This window comes from Streptomyces sp. Ru72 (assembly GCF_002920635.1).
Taxonomy (GTDB): domain Bacteria; phylum Actinomycetota; class Actinomycetes; order Streptomycetales; family Streptomycetaceae; genus Streptomyces.
The window spans coordinates 21227-38175 of the sequence record NZ_PQSR01000072.1 but is presented as its reverse complement, the minus strand read 5'-3'; the positions used below and the strand labels follow the sequence as shown (position 1 = coordinate 38175).

Sequence of the window (16949 nt, the reverse complement as noted above, 5' to 3'; positions counted from 1 at the left end):
GACAGCCGCTGGTCCAAGGCGAGTTCGTCGGCGCCGCCGGAGCGCGGGAAGAGCTTCAGACCCCACACCTGCGGCAGCAGTGGCGGCAGCTGGGAGCGCTTCGGCCAGGCGGCGCGCCGCAGCGGCGCGCCCGCCTCCAGTGCCGTACGCACCACCCGGAGACGGACGAAGGAGTACCCGGGGTCGCCGTCGCGGCCGTTCGCCTGGGCCGGGATCACCGCCGCGGAGGCGCGCCCGTGGGGCAGCGCCCGCTGGACGAGGGCGTGCGCCGTCAGCACCCGCCGGGTGCGGCCGAGACCCGGTGGCAGCACCAGATAGGCGAGCCGGACGAGCCGGGGGTAGTGCTCGACGAGCGCGGCCTCGGCCTGCTCGACGTCGACGACCGGTCCGGAGGTCGGTGTGGGGCGCGGGGCGACATCCTGTGGCTGCACGTCCGGCAAAACGAGCGAGACGGGGGTTGGTCACCGGCACCCGGCCCCGGGAGAGCTCAGTTGCCGGGTTCGACCAGCAGTCGCGCGTAGTTCGCCATCGACCGCTGGTAGCGGGGCAGATGGGGGGCGAGCGCGCCGAGGACCAGGGCGAGGCCCTCGCGGTCGCGGCCCAGGCTCGACAGGCACAGGGCCAGGGCGGCGCGTACCGCGTCGTCCAACTCGTCCGAGGGCGCGTCGAGTTCCGGGGTCAGAAGCTTGACGCCCTCCTCGGGCTGCCCGATGTTCCGGAGCGAGCTGGCCAGCTGGATCCTGGCCCGGCGGCCGCGGTAGCCGTCGAGGCCGCGCGCCAGGGCCTCCCGGTACAGCGGCACCGCCTGGTCCGAGTGGCCCGTCGAGTCCCAGGCGCAGGCCCGTTCGAACGGCCCGAGCGGGCTGTCCTCGGGCAGTTCGGCGACGAGGGCGTCGATCAGGGCACGGAAGTCCGCGGCGCCCCCCTCGGCGTAGTCGTCGAAAGCGGCCCAGGCGGCGGCCAGGCGCTGCTCCCAGCCCGGTGTGCTCATCCGTCCCCCTCGTCACGAGTACCGACGGCACACTGTCGCACAGGTGTGCCGCCATTGAGTACCGGACGCACCACAGCCGTACGGAAGGGCAGGGCCCCTCGCGGGGGCTCCCAGCGGCATGGCCCGAGGGACCGGAGGAACACATGAGGTGCACGCGCGAGAAGCTGGCGGCCGGTGCCGTCGTCGCCCTGCTGGTGCTGACCGGCTGCGGCGGATCGGGTGGATCGGGCCGGTCGTCAGGGGCCGCCCAGGGCCAGGTCCCGGCGGCCGCGACCGGCAGCCTCGAGGACCTGGCGGCGGACGTGAACTGCAAGCCGAACATCCAGACGGACGCCGACGAGATCCGTCAGGCCATCTGCACCAATCCCGACGGCAAGTTCGTGCTCGCCACGTTCGCGACCGACCGCGGCCAGCGTGAGTGGATCAACGATGCGAAGGACTACGGCGGTTACTACCTCGTGGGCCGCAAGTGGGTCGCCGTCGGCGACGACGGAGTGGTCAAGGCACTGCGTGGCAAGCTCGGCGGCGATGTGGAGGTGGGCGCCGACCATCACTCCCACGGCGGTCACAGCGGCTGAGCCGGGCCCGGCCGGCACACGACGAAGGCCGGTGGCGGGACCTCCCGCCACCGGCCTTCGTCAGTGGGTCACCGGCTCAGCCGGGTCACCGGCCCGGTCGGGTCACTGGCACCTCTGACCGGAGTTGATGCAGTTGGCGATCTTGTTGGCCAGGCCGCCGGTCGTGACGCTGATGAAGTCGTCGTGGTCGGTGGCCGCCTTGTGGAGCTGGTCCGGGAAGCCGTCCACGGCGTAGGCGTTCTTCACCTGGCCGTTCTGGATGACCGGCGGGTTGATCTTGTACACGAGGCGCATCGTCAGCTGCGGGATCGCCTTGAAGCCGTTCCCGCAGACGCCGCTCGCCGGGTCGGCGAAGGCCACGTGCGTGCGGTGGTTGGCGCTGTCGATGTTCTGGCCGTCCCAGCAGCTCTGGAAGGCGAACGTGCGGACCACGTTGCTGCCCTGCGGGCAGATCGGGTACTGCGTCGTCAGCTGGACCTTGTTCTCGAAGCCGGTGCAGCTCCAGTGCGCGTTGGCGTTCGCCAGGCCGTTGGTGGTGGTCTTGGCGTCACCGGTGATGATGCGCAGGAACTGCGGCATCGCGACGACCTTGCTGCTCGGGTTGCCGACGTACTTGATCTCCGCCTGGACGGGGGTCAGGATCCGGCCGACGTTGCCTTCCTTGCCACCGCCGTCCCTGTTCTGGTCGAAGTCCTGCGTGCCGTCCTGGATGCGGACGACCGGCCAGTAGTACGACGACAGGTCGTTCTTGTTCTGGCAGCTGGTGCCGCCCTGCAGGAACGTCTGGTTGCTGGAGAAGGCGTTGACCTTCTGGTTGCCGACGTAGTCGTGCAGGTGGTGCGCGCCGTTGGCCACGCCGGGCGCCACGATCACGTTGTCGGTGTTGTGGTTCTTGTTCGCGTTCACACCGCAGCGCGTGACGAACTGACCTGTCGAGGCGTTGCCGGTCTTTCGCGGCTTGGCCTGGACGTTCGGCGCGACCTTCGTGATGTCGACGAAGTCGGCCGCCACCGGGCCGTTGCCGGCCTGACCGCCGTTGCCCTGCTGCTGGCCACCGTTCTGCTGCTGGCCGCCCTGCTGCTGGCCGCCATTCTGCTGCTGGCCACCGTTCTGCTGCTGGCCGCCACCGGTCTGGCCGGCGTTGGTCTGGTTGGCGGTCAGCGTCGTGCAGGCGGCGAGCTGGGACAGCGACTGGTTGAAGGTCCCGCCGACCCGCTGGATGTCGATCCTGATCCGGTCGATCGTCGCGGCCCGCTTCTCCTTCAGGGGGCCGACGATCGCGTTCTGCACGAAGCTCGCGTCGTTCGCCTGGGCCTGGCGCGTGGAGGCGAGCCGGGAGTAGGCCTCGGTGATCTGCTTGTCGAGGTTCGCGAGCTCCGCGGCCACGCCGTTGCGCGCCGCGGCCGGCACGTTCGTCAGCTTCTGACCGACGTCCGGGCAGGAGATCGTCGCCACCTGGGCGCTGGCGGCCTTGGTCTGGTTCCCTCCCCAGGCCTGGTTGTTCGTCTCGTGGGCCGAGGCGAAGTAGTTGGCCCAGAGCAACCCGCCCCCACCGAGCGCTAGGGCAGCCGAGGCGGCTATGGCCTTGGTGGCCAGCGGCGTACGGCGTTTTCTCGTGTTGCGTCCCATGGAACTCCTCTGACTTCCTTTCGGGGCGGAGGCGCCCGACAGGGGTGAAGCGGCGCCATCCCATACGCAGGAGGCCGGTGAGGTGTTCAGAGACCGGAGAAAAACTTGGAGGTTCCTGAGGGCAATTCGGGCCCAAGAGGTGCAGAAGCCCCGTGTCAACGGGAGTTGAGGCGGGTAGGCCTGACTTCTTTGAATTTCATTCAGCGGCCGTGATCCAAATAGGCGAGCACGGCCAGAACCCGCCGATTGTCGTCGTCGGAAACCTCGAGGCCCAGTTTCGCGAAGATATTGGAGGTGTGTTTCGCGATCGCCCGCTCGGTGACGACCAGCCGGTCGGCGATCGCCGCGTTCGAGCGGCCCTGCGCCATCAGCTCCAGCACCTCCAGCTCACGGGGCGTCAGCCGTGCCAGCGGCCGGTCGTCCGCCGCACGCCGCGTCAGCAGCTGCTGGATCACCTGCGGGTCCATCGCGGTGCCACCCGCTGCGACCCGTCGTACCGCGTCCACGAACTGCTCCGCGTCGAACACCCGGTCCTTGAGCAGATAGCCCACCCCGCCGGTGCCGTCGGCGAGCAGTTCCCGCGCGTACAACTGCTCCACGTGCTGCGACAGCACCAGCACCGGGAGCCCCGGCCGCTCCCGGCGGGCCCGCAGCGCGCACTGCAGCCCCTCGTCCGTGTGCGTCGGCGGCAGGCGTACGTCCACCACGGCGACGTCGGGCGTCAGTTCGGCCAGCGCGCGGGTGAGCTCGGGACCGGACTCGACGGCGGCGGCGATCTCGAAGTCGTGGGCCTCGAGCAGCCGCACCAGTCCGTCGCGCAGCAGGAAGAGGTCTTCCGCTAGGACAACGCGCACGGGATCTCCATGGTGACCATGGTGGGACCGCCCGCGGGGCTGCTGACGGCCAGGACGCCGTCGAACGTACCCAGCCGCCGCTCGACTCCGCGGAGCCCGGAACCCGCGCCGATCACCGCGCCGCCCTTGCCGTTGTCGGTGACCGAGATGCGCAGCATGCCCTCACTGTGGTGCAGGTCGACCCAGATCCGGTCGGCGCCGGAGTGCTTGACCGCGTTGGTGAGGACCTCGCTGACCGCGAAGTAGGCGGCCGACTCGACCGGCGCGTCGGCGCGGCCGTCCAGCTCGACGTTCACCTCGGTGGCAAGGGGCAGCCGCAGCACCAACGCCCGTACGGCATCGCCCAGTCCACGCTCGGCGAGCACCGGCGGATGGATGCCGCGGACGAGTTCGCGCAGCTCGGCCAGGGCCTCCACGGAGGACCGGCGGGCCTGCGCGACGAGCTCCTTGGCCTTCGCGGGGTCCTTGTCGAGCAGCATCTCGATGGTGCCCAGGTCCATGCCCATGGCCACCAGCCGGGCCTGCGCCCCGTCGTGCAGGTCCCGCTCGATCCGGCGCAGTTCGGCGGCGGAGGTGTCCACCGCGTCCCGTCGCGTCTCGGTCAGCACCCGGACCCGCTCGGCCAGTTCACCGTGCGGGCTGCCCAGGACGGCCCGTGCGAGCCGGAAGTGCACGCCGAGCAGGCTCGGGGCGTACCGCCAGGTGACCGCGCCGAGCACGGCGCCGAGCGCGGCCGCGCCGAAGGCGGACGCCTGGCCGGAGACCGGGACGAAGGCGTAGTGGTAGGTGCCGCCCCCGCCCGGCACGTACGCCCGCCACAGCCCGGCCGGCAGCAGGAGCCCCTGCACCGGGTACAGCAGCACCACGACCGGCAGCAGCGCGGTGAAGAAGCCCGCCGTGATGTCCACCGGCAGCCAGAGAACGTCCCGCCAGGTCTGCGGGTCGCGCAGCATCCCGAAGGTGCGCGACCACGGATTGGCGTCCGCGGGCAGCGGCCGGTACACCGAGCGGATCCGTATCCCGCACCACTCCTCCGCGAGCCTGCGCCGGGTGTCCGCCAGGGCACGCACGCCGGTCAGCACCCACGGGGTGGTGACGAGCCCGATCCCGAGCGGGACGAACGCGAGGGACAGGAGCGTCAGCACGAGGAACGCCACGCCGAACGGCAGCACCGCGAGGGACAGCACCAGCCCCCGCACGGCGGCAAGGACCACCTCTCGTGCGTGCTCGCGGGCGCCCCCGCGCCTGATGTCAGTGTTCATGGCGTCAGTCTGGCGGAGGGCCGGGCGGCGGTCACTGGCCCGAACCCCCGGTCAGGGGGTGGTGCCAGATACACCTCCGGTCGCCGCGAGCACCTTCGCCTCCACTTCGGGGTCGAGCCCCAGCGGCGGGAGGTCGGGGCGTTGCGGTGCGGTACCGCCGACGGACCGCAGCCAGTTCCAGGTGTCGGCGACGGTCTCCTCCACCGGCCGGCAGACCAGCCCGGCCGCCACCGCACGTGAGACGTCGGCGGCGTGCAACGCGTCGTGCATGTCGGTGCCCGGCGGGACCCAGACGGGCAGCTGTGTCCACGGTGCGATGCCCGCCTCGAGGATCACCTCCGGCTCGGTCCAGCGCAGCTCGGCCGCCGAGCCGGTGGCCGCTACGCAGGCTTCCAGCAACGAGCCCATGGTGGCGTGCCTCTGAGGGCTGATCAGGTTGTAGGGGCCGCTCAGCTCCTGCTCCACCGCACCGAGGATCCACTCGGCGAGGTCGCGGACGTCGACGTACTGCAGCGGCAGGTCGCGCGGCCCCGGCGCCAGCACGGGCCCGCCGCGCGCGACGCGGGTCAGCCACCACGGCAACCGGCCGACGTTCTCGTACGGGCCGAGGATCAGCCCGGCCCGTACGAGCACGCAGCGGTCCGCGCCGAAGGCCTCGACGGCGGCGATCTCGGCGCCGCGCTTGTCGCGCGCGTAGTCGGTCGTGCCGGCGTCGGGCTCGGCGCCCTCGACCGACGGGGCACTCTCGTCGTACCCGGCCGGCGCGGGCCAGGCGTACACCGAGCAGCTCGACACGTACACGTACCGCCCGGCGCGGCCCCGCAGCAGCCGCGCCGCCTCGTGCACGGCCCGGGGCGCCGCCGACCAGGTGTCCACGACGGCGTCCCACTCGCCTTGCGCGAGGGCGGCGAGCCCGCCTGGCGCGGTGCGGTCGCCCTGCAACGCCCGCACACCGGCCGGGGGTCGGTGCGTCCCCCGGTTGAAGACGGTCACGTCCCAGCCGCGCCCGAGGGCCGCCTCCACGACGGCCCGTCCCACGAACTCCGTACCACCCAGCACCAGAAGTCTCATGCCGGTGACTCTGCCCGGTCGGGCGGCCGGAGGGAACAGGGATCTGCCGTCAGCAGACGGTCAACGACCCGTCGGCGGAGCGTACTTGTAGCCCACGCGCCGCACCGTCTGGATGGTCCCGCGGTGCTCGGCGCCCAGCTTGCGCCGCAGCCGGGCGATGTGGACGTCCACGGTGCGCCCGTCGCCCACATGGCCGTAGCCCCACACCGTGGTCACCAGCTGGTCCCGGGTGTGCACCCGGTGCGGGTGGGCCACCAGATGGGCGAGCAGCTCGAACTCCAGATACGTCAGGTCGAGCGGCCGCCCGTCCACCTCGGCGGTGCGCCGGCCGGTGTCGACGCGGACGAGCGGGTCCGAGCCCACGGCCTGCCGCGTGTCCGGCCGGTCGGGCACCGCGGCGGGCGGGAACGGGGGCTGCTGGTCGGCCGGGACGAGCACCAGGTAGCCGATCATCGGCGGGCGGCCGGGCAGGCTCGGCAGCGTGTGCGGGGGCGCCGGCAGCCAGGTGGCGCCCGGCGGCAGGAAGTCGGCCACGTCGACGGCCTCGTCCCGGTCGACGGCACGCAGCCGGTGCCGTGCCGAGCCGTTCGGCGGGGTGGCGGTGGTGAGGGCGGCGGTGGAGAGAGAACGAGTGGTCGCCATGAGAGGTCAGCTCTTTCGCGCGAGGAGTTCGTCGGGGGACGTACGTCGTGCGCGCTGGCCGAAGGCCGCAAGGACGGCTGTGCCGGTACGGCTGCCGGGTGTACGGCTCTACAGGGCCCGCGCGGTGTCCGCGCGACAACACACCCGGTCGAAGTCGTGGTGCTGACGGGAAGGCCAGAAGGGCTCGAGGTCACGGCGACCCGTCGCGCTGAACTTCTGGAAGCTGGCCATGGTTCTCATTGAAGCAGACACACGCCCGTGACAGGAGCCTCCTCTCACTGCTTGGACGCTCTTTTTCCGGGCGTGTCCACGTGCCCCCGACGCGCGGAAGGGGCGCCCGCACGACGCGGACGCCCCTTCCGGGAGCTGTGTGGAGCGGATCAGACCTGGCCGGCCTTCTCCAGCGCCGTGCAGCAGGTGTCGACGATGAGGCGGGTCACCAGGTAGGGGTCGACGTTGGCGTTCGGACGGCGGTCCTCGATGTAGCCCTTGCCGTCCTTCTCGACCTGCCACGGGATACGGACCGAGGCGCCGCGGTTGGAGACGCCGTACGAGTACTCGTTCCACGGGGCGGTCTCGTGCAGACCGGTGAGGCGGTCCTCGACGCCGACGCCGTAGTTCTTGACGTGGTCGAGCGGCTTGGAGCCCTCACCGAGCGCCTCGCAGGCGGTGATGATCGCGTCGTAGCCCTCGCGCATCGCCTTGGTCGAGAAGTTGGTGTGCGCGCCGGCGCCGTTCCAGTCGCCCTTGACCGGCTTCGGGTCCAGGGTCGCGGAGATGCCGAAGTCCTCGGCGGTGCGGTACAGCAGCCAGCGCGCCACCCAGAGCTGGTCGGCGACCTCGAGCGGGGAGAGCGGGCCGACCTGGAACTCCCACTGGCCGGGCATGACCTCGGCGTTGATGCCGGAGATGCCGAGGCCCGCCTTCAGGCAGTTGTCCAGGTGCGCCTCGACGACCTCACGGCCGAAGATCTCGTCGGCGCCGACACCGCAGTAGTAGCCGCCCTGCGGAGCCGGGAAGCCGCCCTCCGGGAAGCCGAGCGGACGGGAGCCGTCGAAGAAGGTGTACTCCTGCTCGATGCCGAAGATCGGCTCCTGGGCGGCGAACTTCTCGGCCACCTCGGCCAGCGCGGCGCGGGTGTTGGACGGGTGCGGGGTCATGTCCGTGTCGAGGACCTCGCACAGCACCAGGACGTCGTCGCCGCCGCGGATCGGGTCGGGACAGGAGAAGACCGGCTTGAGCACGCAGTCCGAGGAGTGGCCCTCGGCCTGGTTCGTGGAGGACCCGTCGAAGCCCCAGATCGGAAGCTCCTTGCCCTTGGCGTCGTCGGCCAGGATCTTCGTCTTGGAACGGAGCTTGGCGGTCGGCTGGGTGCCGTCGATCCAGATGTACTCAGCCTTGAAGGCCATGGGCCACATCCTTCGGGGGAGGTCTCGACTGCGTGGTCGACAGTGCAGTCGCAGAGGTCGTGCGGGTGCGCGGCGCTGCGGCAGTGGGGCGCCGGGTGATGCCCGGCAGCATGTCAACGGGCGATTTCCCGACCATTGCTCTGATGTGAACCCCGTGTTACCGGGGGCTCCCGTGCCGGGAATCACACGGTGACCGGTCCGTCCCCTTGCGGCACGTACGCCGCCGTCCCCTGGCGAGTGCGCCAACGGCCTCTTCGCCGAGCCGAGGCTCAGCACACATGAGGCCGGCCACCGCCCCCTGTACGGTGGCCGACCTCAGCGCCCGCTCCACGCGGAGCAGGCGCGGCTCCAGGAGGCGACCGTCGGCTTCCCGACCCGGAACCGGTCACGGGCCCGCGTCCGAGCGCCGCCGCGCTTGCGCTCGCCCGCGCCGGTCCTGCTGCTCGTGGCCGCGAACAGCGGGACCGTGCCACGTGACGTGCCGCCTCCCGGAGTCACTGACCGGCCGGCCTCACCCCACCTTCTCGATCAGGGCACGGCGGATCAGGAACTTGCCGGGTTCACGGACCTGTTCGAAGGCGGCGTTGTTGAGCAGCACACAACTACCGGACACGGAGGTGACCTTCACCGTCGTGGACTTGTTGTTGTCCAGGTTGGTGACCTTCAGGGTCGTTCCCGCCGGGAACTGGTTGCTGGACGCGGCCGGGGCGCCGCCCTCGCCGGAGAGCGTCACCGTGGAGCCCTTGCAGACCTGCTGGCCCGAAGCAGCGGTGCCGGCGCCTCCCGTGTCGTTCGCGGGCGCGGTCGTGGCGGGCGCGGTGGTGGCGGCCTGCGAGGCCTGGGGGTCCTGAGCCGACCCCCCGGCCTGCGCGGCGCCGCCGGACTGCGCCGATCCCGATCCACCCGCCTCTACCGACTCCCCGACCTGGCAGCCGGACGCCTCCTGCTTGCGCTTGATCTCGGCGACGACCGCCTCGCGGTTGGCGATCCGTGCCGCCGACTGGGCGTCCGGGTTGGCCTTCTGCGCGGCGATGAACGACTCGTTGTTGCCGAGCGCGGTGGCCAGGCCCTGACAGACCGTCGAGGTCGACGCGTTCTGCACGTTCGCCGCGTTCGACGTGGCGGCGAGGGCGAAGGCCCCACTGCCGGCCACGGCGGCCGCGGTGACCGCCAGGGCGATCTTCTTCTTGGGACTGAGGGTTCTCCTACGCGACATGCGCGCCTCCTGTCCCCGGCCGCCGTCACCGGCGACCGGACGCGATAGGTACGCCGCTATGTACGAGATACCGAACGGAGTTACTCAGCGGTTTACAGGAGTCAGCGAAGTAACGTAGGTCACAGGGGAGTCGGTGTCAGCGGGACAGGGCGTCCCGTACGGCCTCCTCGGTGCGCCCGACCACGGCCGTACCGTCGTCCGCGGTGATGATCGGCCGCTGGATGAGCCGCGGATGCTCGGCGAGCGCCCGCACCCAGCGGTCGCGCGACGCGGCGTTTCTCGGCCAGTCCTTCATGCCCAGTTCCTTGGCGTCGGCCTCCTGGGTGCGCGTGATGTCCCAGGGTTCGAGGTTCAGCCGGTCGAGGACCTCGCGCATCTCGTCCTCGGTCGGCACGTCCTCCAGGTAGCGGCGCACGGTGTAGTCGGCGCCCTCGGCGTCGAGCAGGGTGAGGGCGCTGCGGCACTTCGAGCAGGCCGGGTTGATCCAGATCTCCATGCCCCACACGGTAGCCGACACACCCCTTCTCACCCATGTCACAACCTGGCTCAAATGGCCTGTGGCCAGGGGCTTTTGTCAGTGGGTGGCAGTAAAATAGAAGCAGTGTTCGAGGGAGGCGCCGGGGTGTCCGGCACCTCCCTGACCGCGACAGGAGGATGCCTGTGCCCGCTGCCGCAACCAAGCCGAAGCCGACCCGGTCGACGGCGCGGCGACCGGTCCCGATGGACCTGCCGTACGCACCGACGGCCAAGCGACCGCTCCCGCCGGGGCGGCCGCGCGAGTGGTACGTCACGCACAACCGGCGCCTGAAGGCGATGCGCCTCGCCATCGCCCTGCTCGACTCGGGCGTGTACGTGCCGAACCAGGCGCACAACGAGACGATACGGAGCACGGCGGAGCGGGTCGGGATACGGCCGCCGTCGGACACGACGTGCCACATGGTGCGGGCGCTGATGCGATACAGCCGTTGAACGTGGCGCCGGGTGCCGTCTTGTTCTCGGGCACCCGGCGTTGTCGTGCCGTCGGCTGGGGGCTTCGCCCCCGGACGGGCTGGGGGCCACCGGGCCGACCAGTGCCGCCGGCCGCAGTCAGCTCGACAGCTCCTTCTCCAGCGGTGTCCGGAAGCGCGGCGTCACCCGGGTGCCGGCCAGCCACGCCCCCAGTCGGGCCGCCTCCGTCGCGATCGCCTCGTGCGCATCCCGGCCCAACCCCTCCCCGTCCAGCAGGCGCCACACCACCTCGCCGTCCGGGCGCTGGGCCCACCCCCCGACCACCCTGCCGTCCCACCACACCGTCGGTCCCACGTTGCCGCTGCGGTCGAACAGGGCCGGGCGCAGCTCGGGGGACAGGTACCAGTCACGGTCCTGCCAGCCCATCGCCGTCGGGTCGAGGCCCGGGAGCAGAGCTGCCCACGGCTCGGCGGGCGCCGGCGGTTCCTCGTCGCCTGGCGTCACATACCCCGTCGCCCCGCCGTCCAGCGTCACCGGTACCGCCCCGATCGCGGTCAGCGCCCGGCGTACCTCCGTGACCCTCCAGCCGGTCCACCACTTCAGGTCCGTCTCCGTGGCCGGCCCGCAGACCGTCAGCCAGCGCCGGAGCAGCTCCCGTTGCGCCTCTGCGGGCGGCATCTCGGGATGAGGCGGGGCGATGGCCCAACGGAACTGCGACGACGTCCACGCACCCAGCGGGCGCCCCCGGACGACCCGGCCCTCGGCGCCCAGGACGCGCATCAGCCGCGACGACACGGTCTGCGGGGCCTCGTAGCTCCTGCCCTCGCCGTAGGTGAACTGCTCCTTCAACCGAGGCTCGTCCCTGGTGAGTTCGCTGACGGTCGCCTGACCGCGCCGGGCCAGGGCGGCCAGCGCCGACGCCTCGACCTCCGCGAGCCACTGGGCCGACAGCCGGCCGCCGCTTCCGGACACCATGTTCTTGACCAGCGCGGCGCGGGCCTTGGCCGCGTTCACGAGGCTGGTCGACGCGTGCACCACGGCGGCGAGTTCGGTCGGGAACACGAACACGGTGTGCCGCATGCCGTGCATCCGCACCAGCGTCCGGTCCTCGTACAGCGCCCGCTCGACCTCCGCCACGGTCTTGTCCGCGTCCGCGAGGCGCGCCCCGACGGCGAGGAACACCGTGGCCGGATCGGTGCCGTGCAGCGCGACCAGCGACCCGGCGACCTCCTCGGGCGTCACCGCCCGCGACCCGGCGCCCAGCCGGTGCCGCACCGCGAGCCGGGCCCGCCGCTCCACCGTCCCGATGTGCCGCCCAACGCCGCCCATGCCGTCTCCCTCGGATCGAAAAGCAGATGCACCCGCAGTGACCGCCTCCCTACGCTGGACACACATCCGATGGGGTCACAGATCCCCGGCACCCCGTCGAACCCCGTGGCACAACCACTCACCCAAGCGAAGGAGGGCGTCATGGGCACCATCATCCTTGCCGGAACCGTCGTCCTCGTCCTCTTCGGATTCGGCAACCACATCTGGTGGCTCGCCGCCACAGCGCTGTTCGTCCTGTACGTGCGGTACGGTCGCGGCTCGTCCTCCGCGGGCACCGGAGGGACCCCGGCCTCGGCGGCCAGCTACCAGGAGTACCGCGCCCGCCGTGACCAGCAGGCCAAGTGGGAGCGCCGCTACCGCCGCGAGCGCCCCTTCGAGGCCCGCCGCCAGGAGGGTGGCAAGTAGGAGGCGCGAGGAGGAGCAGGCGTCACAGGCCGGGCGCGCCCCAGATCGGGAACCACCGGCCGAGGTCCTGCTCGATCCGCAGATCGTTTCCGAGGGCCGCCTTGATCTGCAGCTCCAGCGCGTTGTCGCGCCGCTCGCCCTGTCCGGCGAGCGGCGCGAACGGATAGAAGGTGCCCCGCTTGTACAGATAGACCAGCCCCAGTCGGCGCCCGCCCGTGTCCTGGAAGCCGGCCACCGAGCACAGCAGCTGCGGTCCGAAGCCGTTGACCTCCATCGCGCTGTTCACCGCGTGCAGATCGTTGATCAGGGCGGACAGCTGTTCGGGGGAGCGGCGGGAGACCAGCCACGAGTAGCCGTAGTCGTCCCGCTGCAGTTCGACGGGTGGCCCGGTGCGGTCGGTGTCGGCGTCGAGGAGCGCCTGGACCTCCTGGTTGGCCTGGGTGAAGGCGCCACCCTCCACCGTGGCGAAGCAGACCGCGCCGGTTCCCGTCGGGGTGAACCCGGCGGCGGCCTCGAGCGTGATCGCCGCCGACGGCAGGGCGAACAGCTGGTCGAGGTCGGGTGCCACCGGCTTCGTACGGCCGAGCAGGATGTCCAGGAACCCCATCGGCGCTCAGCCCGCCTTTCCCGGCGCCGCCGCCTCGCCGAGCTCCGCGGAGATACGGGCGAGCTGCTCGAGCCGTTGCTCCAGGGTCGGGTGCGTGGAGAACAGACGGGAGATGCCCGGGTCGGCACCGAGGGCGGGGGTGAAGTAGAAGGCGTTGAACGCCTGGGCCGTCCGCAGGTCCTGCGTCGGGATGCGGGCGATGTCCCCGGTGACCTTGGTCAGTGCGGACGCCAGCGCCGAGGGCCGCCCCGTCAGGTGCGCGGCGGCGCGGTCCGCGGCCAGCTCCCGGTACCGGGACAGGGCCCGGATCAGCAGGAAGCTGATCGCGTAGACGAGCGCCGAGATCCCCATGACGGCGCCGAAGACGGCGATCGTGTTCTGGTCCTTCCGGCCCCGCCCGCCGAACAGCTCCGAGTAGAACGCGAACCGGACCACCAGCCCGGCGATCACCCCGAGGAACGACGCCACGGTGATCACGGCGACGTCCTTGTGCGCCACGTGCGACAGCTCGTGCGCGAGCACACCCTCCAGCTCCTCGGGCTCCAGCCGCCTGAGCAGCCCGGTGGTCACGCACAGCACGGCGTGATCGGGGTTGCGGCCGGTCGCGAAGGCGTTCGGCATGTCCAGACCGGAGACGGCGACGAGCGGCTTCGGCATGTCTGCCACGGCGCACAGCCGATCCACCACACCGTGCAGCTGCGGGTACTCCTCGCGCTCCACGATCCGCCCGTGCATGGCGTACAGCGCGATCCGGTCCGAGAACCAGTACTGCGCGCCCAGTGCCGCCGCCGCGATCACGACGACCAGCACCCAGGACTTCAGCAACGCGATCAACGCGGCGACGAACGCCACGTACAGCAATCCGAGCAGGAACAGCGTGACCGTCATCCGGACGGTCAGCCGCCGATCACTCTGGAACCGGCTCCGCATCGTGCATCACCCCGCAGTACCCCGCAGTAAGGCACTCGTCCCACCCCCATTGTGCGCCCAACCCGACCCATGAACCGGTTCCGAACGGCTCCACGGCAGGCAAAGAGTCCGTCTGGGATCCTGCGGGCGGGCAGTGGAGCCGGACGCGCGATCGAGCACCTCACAGGCATACCGTTGCTATATGCACGCGCGTCTTTCGCTGCTCGCGAGCGCTGACAAGGGGATCACGGAGAGCGAGATCTTCCGGCTGGCCCTCCAGCACGCGGTGGCCGAGCTGGATGCGCTGGGCGGCGCCGTCCATCTGCGCGGTCCCATGTCGGCCCTGCGGCTGGTGTCGTCGACCGGCCTGCCCCCGGCGCTCACCCGCCCCTGGGAAATCGTCGACCAGGAGGGACCGACGGTCCCGGCGAGTGCCGTACGCGGGGGCCGGGGCGTGTGGGTTGCCACTTGGTCCCCCGACGCTCCCGGGCCGCCGACGAGGCCGTGGCCCGGTACCGGGCTCGCGTCCGTTCCGATCTTCAGCAAGGACCGCACGGTCGGCGCGCTCACCCTGCTGACGGGCGCCGGGAGCGAGCCGACCGGGGCACAGTGGGAGTTCCTGCGGGGCGTCGTCGCCTGGGCCGAGGAGTGGATGGGCCAGGCGCCGCCGCCCGCTCCGCCGCCGCAGGAGGAACTGGTCGGCAGCCGCCTCAGGCAGGCGCTGAAGGCGGTCACGGTCGGGACCTGGGACTGGAACATCCGCACCGGCGAGCTGCTGCTGGACGAGGCGGCGATGGAACTGTACGGCAACACTCCCGACCATTACGTGCCCCGCATCGAGAGCTGGATGAAGGTCATCCACCCCGACGACCTGCCCTGGACGCTGGCCGCGCTGGAGCGGGCGATCCGCGACAGGACGGTGTACGAGGCCGAGTACCGGGTGCTGCGGCCGGACGGGAGCTACGGCTGGACGCAGTCCCGCGGATCGGTCGTGGAATACGACAACGGCGAACCGGTCCGGATGGTGGGCATGGGATGGGACAGCAGCGAGTCCCGTACCGCCCGGGACGCGCTCAGCCGCGCGCTTCGCCATATGAGCGACGGCTTCCTCCTGGTGGACGACGACTGGCGGATCACCTTCGCCAACCTGGAGGCGGAGCGCACGCTCAGCGCTGCGGAGGAGGAGCTGTTCGGGCACAACCTGTGGGAGCTGCCCGCCATGCGGCGGGTTCCGGGCCTGGAGGCCCGTTGCCGGAAGGCCGCCGCCAAGGCCACGCCCGTCGGCTTCGACGTGCGGATGGCGGAGGAGGCGGGGCGCTGCCACCACCTCCGGCTCGTCCCGGGCCCCGACGGACTCACCCTCTACCTCACCGACGTCACCGAGAAGCGGAGGCACGAGGCGGAGCAGGCCGCCGCCGTGCGCGCGGCCTCCGAGCGCTCGACCCGGATCGCGGAACTGACCACGGCGCTCGCCAAGGCCACCACCACCCAGGATGTGGTGGACGCGGTCGCCCAGCGAGTGCTTCCGCCGTTCGGCGCGACCGGCCTCGCCATGCTGGCCATGGAGGGCGACCGGGCGCACGTCGTCGGTGGGGTCGGTTACCCGCAGGACTTTCTCGACCGGCTCGACGGCCGCCAGATGACGAGGGTCGACCCGGTCTGGGACGCGATCCGGACCGGGCTGCCGCTGTTCATCTCCTCGACCGAGGAGTACACGGAGCGCTACCCGGACCGTGCCGACCAGCCACGCCAGGCAGGCAAGCAGGCCTGGGCGTTCCTTCCGCTGACCGTCTCCGGGCGCACGTTCGCCGTCTGCACGGTCTCCTTCGACCGGCCGCGCCGCCTCACCCATGAGGAGCAGACCCTGCTCACCGCCATCAGCGCCCTCGTGGCGCACGCCCTGGAACGGGCCCGGCTCTACGATGCCGAACACACGCGTTCCCAGGAGCTGCAACGCGGGCTGCTTCCCCGGCGGCTACCAGAACTGCGGGCATGCACGGCCGCCGCGCGCTTCCTGCCCGCCGGGCACGGCATGGACGTGGGCGGCGACTGGTACGACGTCATCCCGCTGTCGGCCGGCCGGGTCGCGCTCGTCGTCGGCGACGTGATGGGTCACGGCCTGTCCGAGGCGGCCACCATGGGGCGGCTGCGCACGGCCGTCAAAACCCTGGCGGACCTGGAACTGCCCCCCGACGAGATCATGAGCCACCTCAGTGACATCGTCGGAGGCCTCGGAGAGGACTCGTACGCCACCTGCCTGTTCGCGCTCTACGACCCCACCGACCGGATGTGCACCATCGCCCGGGCCGGCCACCCGCCCCCCGCTGTGGTCCACCCCGACGGCACCGTGTACTTCCCGGAACTGTCCCCGGATCCGCCCCTCGGCGTGGCCCAGCCACCGTTCGAGACGGTGGAGGTGGAGTTGCCCGACGAGAGCCTTCTCGTGCTGTACACCGACGGCCTGGTCGAGTCCCCCTGCCGCGAGGTCGATGAGGGCATGGCCGAACTGGAGTGGCTCCTGCGCACGGCCGACCGTGGGGATCTGGAACGGCTCTGTGACGCCCTCACCACCGGACTGCTGCCCGTCGATCAGCTCGCCGCGCATGACGACGCCGCCCTCCTGGTCGTCCGCGTCCACGCGCTCGCGCCCGACCGGATGGCCTCCTGGCAGCTGTCGGACGACCCCCGGGCCGCCGGGCAGGCGCGCGAGCACGTCCGGGAGCAACTGTCCGTCTGGGAGCTGGAGGACCTGACGATGACGACGGAACTCATCGTCAGCGAGCTGATGGGAAACGTCGTACGGCACGCGAAGGGCCCGGTGCAGCTGCGGCTGCTGCGCAGCGCCGGCCTGATCTGCGAGGTCTCCGACGGCAGCCTGACCACCCCCCGGATGCGCCGTGCGTCAGAGACGGACGAGGGCGGGCGCGGTCTGCAGCTCGTCGCGGCACTCTCCCAGCGGTGGGGCACGCGCTACACGGCCGCCGGGAAGTGCATCTGGACGGAGCAGGCCATCTCCGGTGGTTCGGACGGCCCACCGCGGGCTTCCGCGGACACCCCCGGGGGCGGCAAGACCTGGGAGATGGTGGCGGCGTAGCGTCG

General features: G+C 71.4%; 17 protein-coding genes and 1 pseudogene. 4 read left to right on the top strand and 14 right to left on the bottom strand.

What is annotated here, in order from left to right; translation table 11 throughout:
- Both C3488_RS27575 and C3488_RS27570 read right to left on the bottom strand, forming a co-directional pair.
- Window positions 1-431: pseudogene (locus C3488_RS27575) on the bottom strand (hypothetical protein); the annotation flags it as partial.
- Between the two features lie 56 nt (window positions 432-487).
- A complete protein-coding gene (locus C3488_RS27570; protein WP_103843631.1) occupies window positions 488-991 on the bottom strand; it encodes a tetratricopeptide repeat protein in 504 nt (167 codons plus the stop codon).
- A 143-nt stretch (window positions 992-1134) separates the two neighbouring features.
- On the opposite strand from C3488_RS27570, the gene C3488_RS27565 reads away from it, so the two are divergent.
- A complete protein-coding gene (locus C3488_RS27565; RefSeq protein WP_103843630.1) occupies window positions 1135-1569 on the top strand; it encodes a hypothetical protein in 435 nt (144 codons plus the stop codon).
- A 102-nt stretch (window positions 1570-1671) separates the two neighbouring features.
- Here C3488_RS27565 and C3488_RS27560 read toward each other — a convergent pair whose 3' ends face one another.
- From C3488_RS27560 to C3488_RS27520, 9 genes are all read right to left on the bottom strand, one after another.
- Window positions 1672-3198 carry a DUF1996 domain-containing protein gene (locus C3488_RS27560; protein WP_103843629.1) on the bottom strand — a complete coding sequence of 509 codons (1527 nt, stop codon included), beginning with the start codon at window positions 3196-3198 and terminating at the stop codon, window positions 1672-1674.
- Between the two features lie 200 nt (window positions 3199-3398).
- Window positions 3399-4052 (bottom strand): response regulator transcription factor, encoded by a 654-nt coding sequence (locus C3488_RS27555; RefSeq protein WP_103843628.1) that lies wholly within the window; start codon window positions 4050-4052, stop codon window positions 3399-3401.
- Entirely contained in the window at window positions 4037-5314 is a 1278-nt protein-coding gene (locus C3488_RS27550; RefSeq protein ID WP_103843627.1) for a sensor domain-containing protein, read from the bottom strand. Before C3488_RS27550 ends, C3488_RS27555 begins: the two co-directional genes overlap by 16 nt.
- A 51-nt stretch (window positions 5315-5365) precedes the next feature.
- A complete protein-coding gene (locus tag C3488_RS27545) occupies window positions 5366-6385 on the bottom strand; it encodes an SDR family oxidoreductase (protein WP_103843626.1) in 1020 nt (339 codons plus the stop codon).
- Between the two features lie 60 nt (window positions 6386-6445).
- A complete protein-coding gene (locus C3488_RS27540; protein ID WP_103843625.1) occupies window positions 6446-7027 on the bottom strand; it encodes a winged helix-turn-helix domain-containing protein in 582 nt (193 codons plus the stop codon).
- Window positions 7028-7135: 108 nt separating this feature from the next.
- Entirely contained in the window at window positions 7136-7258 is a 123-nt protein-coding gene (locus C3488_RS41850; RefSeq protein ID WP_103843624.1) for a hypothetical protein, read from the bottom strand.
- A gap of 149 nt (window positions 7259-7407) precedes the next feature.
- Window positions 7408-8436 (bottom strand): glutamine synthetase, encoded by a 1029-nt coding sequence (gene glnII / locus C3488_RS27530; RefSeq protein ID WP_103843623.1) that lies wholly within the window; start codon window positions 8434-8436, stop codon window positions 7408-7410.
- A 511-nt stretch (window positions 8437-8947) separates the two neighbouring features.
- Complete coding sequence (locus C3488_RS27525) at window positions 8948-9652, bottom strand: hypothetical protein (protein ID WP_103843622.1); 705 nt, start codon at window positions 9650-9652, stop codon at window positions 8948-8950.
- Window positions 9653-9788: 136 nt separating this feature from the next.
- Window positions 9789-10148 carry an arsenate reductase family protein gene (locus C3488_RS27520; protein ID WP_103843621.1) on the bottom strand — a complete coding sequence of 120 codons (360 nt, stop codon included), beginning with the start codon at window positions 10146-10148 and terminating at the stop codon, window positions 9789-9791.
- A gap of 164 nt (window positions 10149-10312) precedes the next feature.
- Here C3488_RS27520 and C3488_RS27515 point away from each other — a divergent pair, with 164 nt between their 5' ends.
- Window positions 10313-10621, top strand: coding sequence for a hypothetical protein (locus C3488_RS27515; protein ID WP_103843620.1), 309 nt, complete (start codon window positions 10313-10315; stop codon window positions 10619-10621).
- 117 nt (window positions 10622-10738) lie between these two features.
- Here the strand turns inward: C3488_RS27515 and C3488_RS27510 are convergent, their stop codons facing one another.
- On the bottom strand, window positions 10739-11929 hold the full coding sequence (locus C3488_RS27510; protein WP_103843619.1) for a winged helix DNA-binding domain-containing protein: 1191 nt from the start codon (window positions 11927-11929) through the stop codon (window positions 10739-10741).
- Between the two features lie 141 nt (window positions 11930-12070).
- Here C3488_RS27510 and C3488_RS27505 point away from each other — a divergent pair, with 141 nt between their 5' ends.
- Window positions 12071-12334 carry a hypothetical protein gene (locus C3488_RS27505; protein WP_103843618.1) on the top strand — a complete coding sequence of 88 codons (264 nt, stop codon included), beginning with the start codon at window positions 12071-12073 and terminating at the stop codon, window positions 12332-12334.
- A gap of 22 nt (window positions 12335-12356) precedes the next feature.
- Here C3488_RS27505 and C3488_RS27500 read toward each other — a convergent pair whose 3' ends face one another.
- Both C3488_RS27500 and htpX read right to left on the bottom strand, forming a co-directional pair.
- Entirely contained in the window at window positions 12357-12941 is a 585-nt protein-coding gene (locus tag C3488_RS27500) for a hypothetical protein (protein WP_103843617.1), read from the bottom strand.
- A 6-nt stretch (window positions 12942-12947) separates the two neighbouring features.
- Window positions 12948-13871 (bottom strand): zinc metalloprotease HtpX, encoded by a 924-nt coding sequence (gene htpX, locus C3488_RS27495; protein ID WP_103843616.1) that lies wholly within the window; start codon window positions 13869-13871, stop codon window positions 12948-12950.
- A 181-nt stretch (window positions 13872-14052) separates the two neighbouring features.
- Here htpX and C3488_RS27490 point away from each other — a divergent pair, with 181 nt between their 5' ends.
- Window positions 14053-16944, top strand: coding sequence for a SpoIIE family protein phosphatase (locus tag C3488_RS27490; protein WP_103843615.1), 2892 nt, complete (start codon window positions 14053-14055; stop codon window positions 16942-16944).
- Window positions 16945-16949: the final 5 nt, after the last annotated feature.

Bases quoted from the DNA above. Each gene is read 5' to 3' on its own strand.
- C3488_RS27490 (WP_103843615.1), top strand. From the start codon at position 14,053: ATGCACGCGCGTCTTTCGCTGCTCGCGAGCGCTGACAAGGGGATCACG.
- htpX (WP_103843616.1), bottom strand. From the start codon at position 13,871: ATGCGGAGCCGGTTCCAGAGTGATCGGCGGCTGACCGTCCGGATGACG.
- C3488_RS41850 (WP_103843624.1), bottom strand. From the start codon at position 7,258: ATGGCCAGCTTCCAGAAGTTCAGCGCGACGGGTCGCCGTGACCTCGAG.
- C3488_RS27500 (WP_103843617.1), bottom strand. From the start codon at position 12,941: ATGGGGTTCCTGGACATCCTGCTCGGCCGTACGAAGCCGGTGGCACCC.
- C3488_RS27570 (WP_103843631.1), bottom strand. From the start codon at position 991: ATGAGCACACCGGGCTGGGAGCAGCGCCTGGCCGCCGCCTGGGCCGCT.
- C3488_RS27540 (WP_103843625.1), bottom strand. From the start codon at position 7,027: ATGGCGACCACTCGTTCTCTCTCCACCGCCGCCCTCACCACCGCCACC.
- C3488_RS27505 (WP_103843618.1), top strand. From the start codon at position 12,071: ATGGGCACCATCATCCTTGCCGGAACCGTCGTCCTCGTCCTCTTCGGA.
- C3488_RS27560 (WP_103843629.1), bottom strand. From the start codon at position 3,198: ATGGGACGCAACACGAGAAAACGCCGTACGCCGCTGGCCACCAAGGCC.
- glnII (WP_103843623.1), bottom strand. From the start codon at position 8,436: ATGGCCTTCAAGGCTGAGTACATCTGGATCGACGGCACCCAGCCGACC.
- C3488_RS27550 (WP_103843627.1), bottom strand. From the start codon at position 5,314: ATGAACACTGACATCAGGCGCGGGGGCGCCCGCGAGCACGCACGAGAG.
- C3488_RS27545 (WP_103843626.1), bottom strand. From the start codon at position 6,385: ATGAGACTTCTGGTGCTGGGTGGTACGGAGTTCGTGGGACGGGCCGTC.
- C3488_RS27525 (WP_103843622.1), bottom strand. From the start codon at position 9,652: ATGTCGCGTAGGAGAACCCTCAGTCCCAAGAAGAAGATCGCCCTGGCG.
- C3488_RS27520 (WP_103843621.1), bottom strand. From the start codon at position 10,148: ATGGAGATCTGGATCAACCCGGCCTGCTCGAAGTGCCGCAGCGCCCTC.
- C3488_RS27510 (WP_103843619.1), bottom strand. From the start codon at position 11,929: ATGGGCGGCGTTGGGCGGCACATCGGGACGGTGGAGCGGCGGGCCCGG.
- C3488_RS27565 (WP_103843630.1), top strand. From the start codon at position 1,135: ATGAGGTGCACGCGCGAGAAGCTGGCGGCCGGTGCCGTCGTCGCCCTG.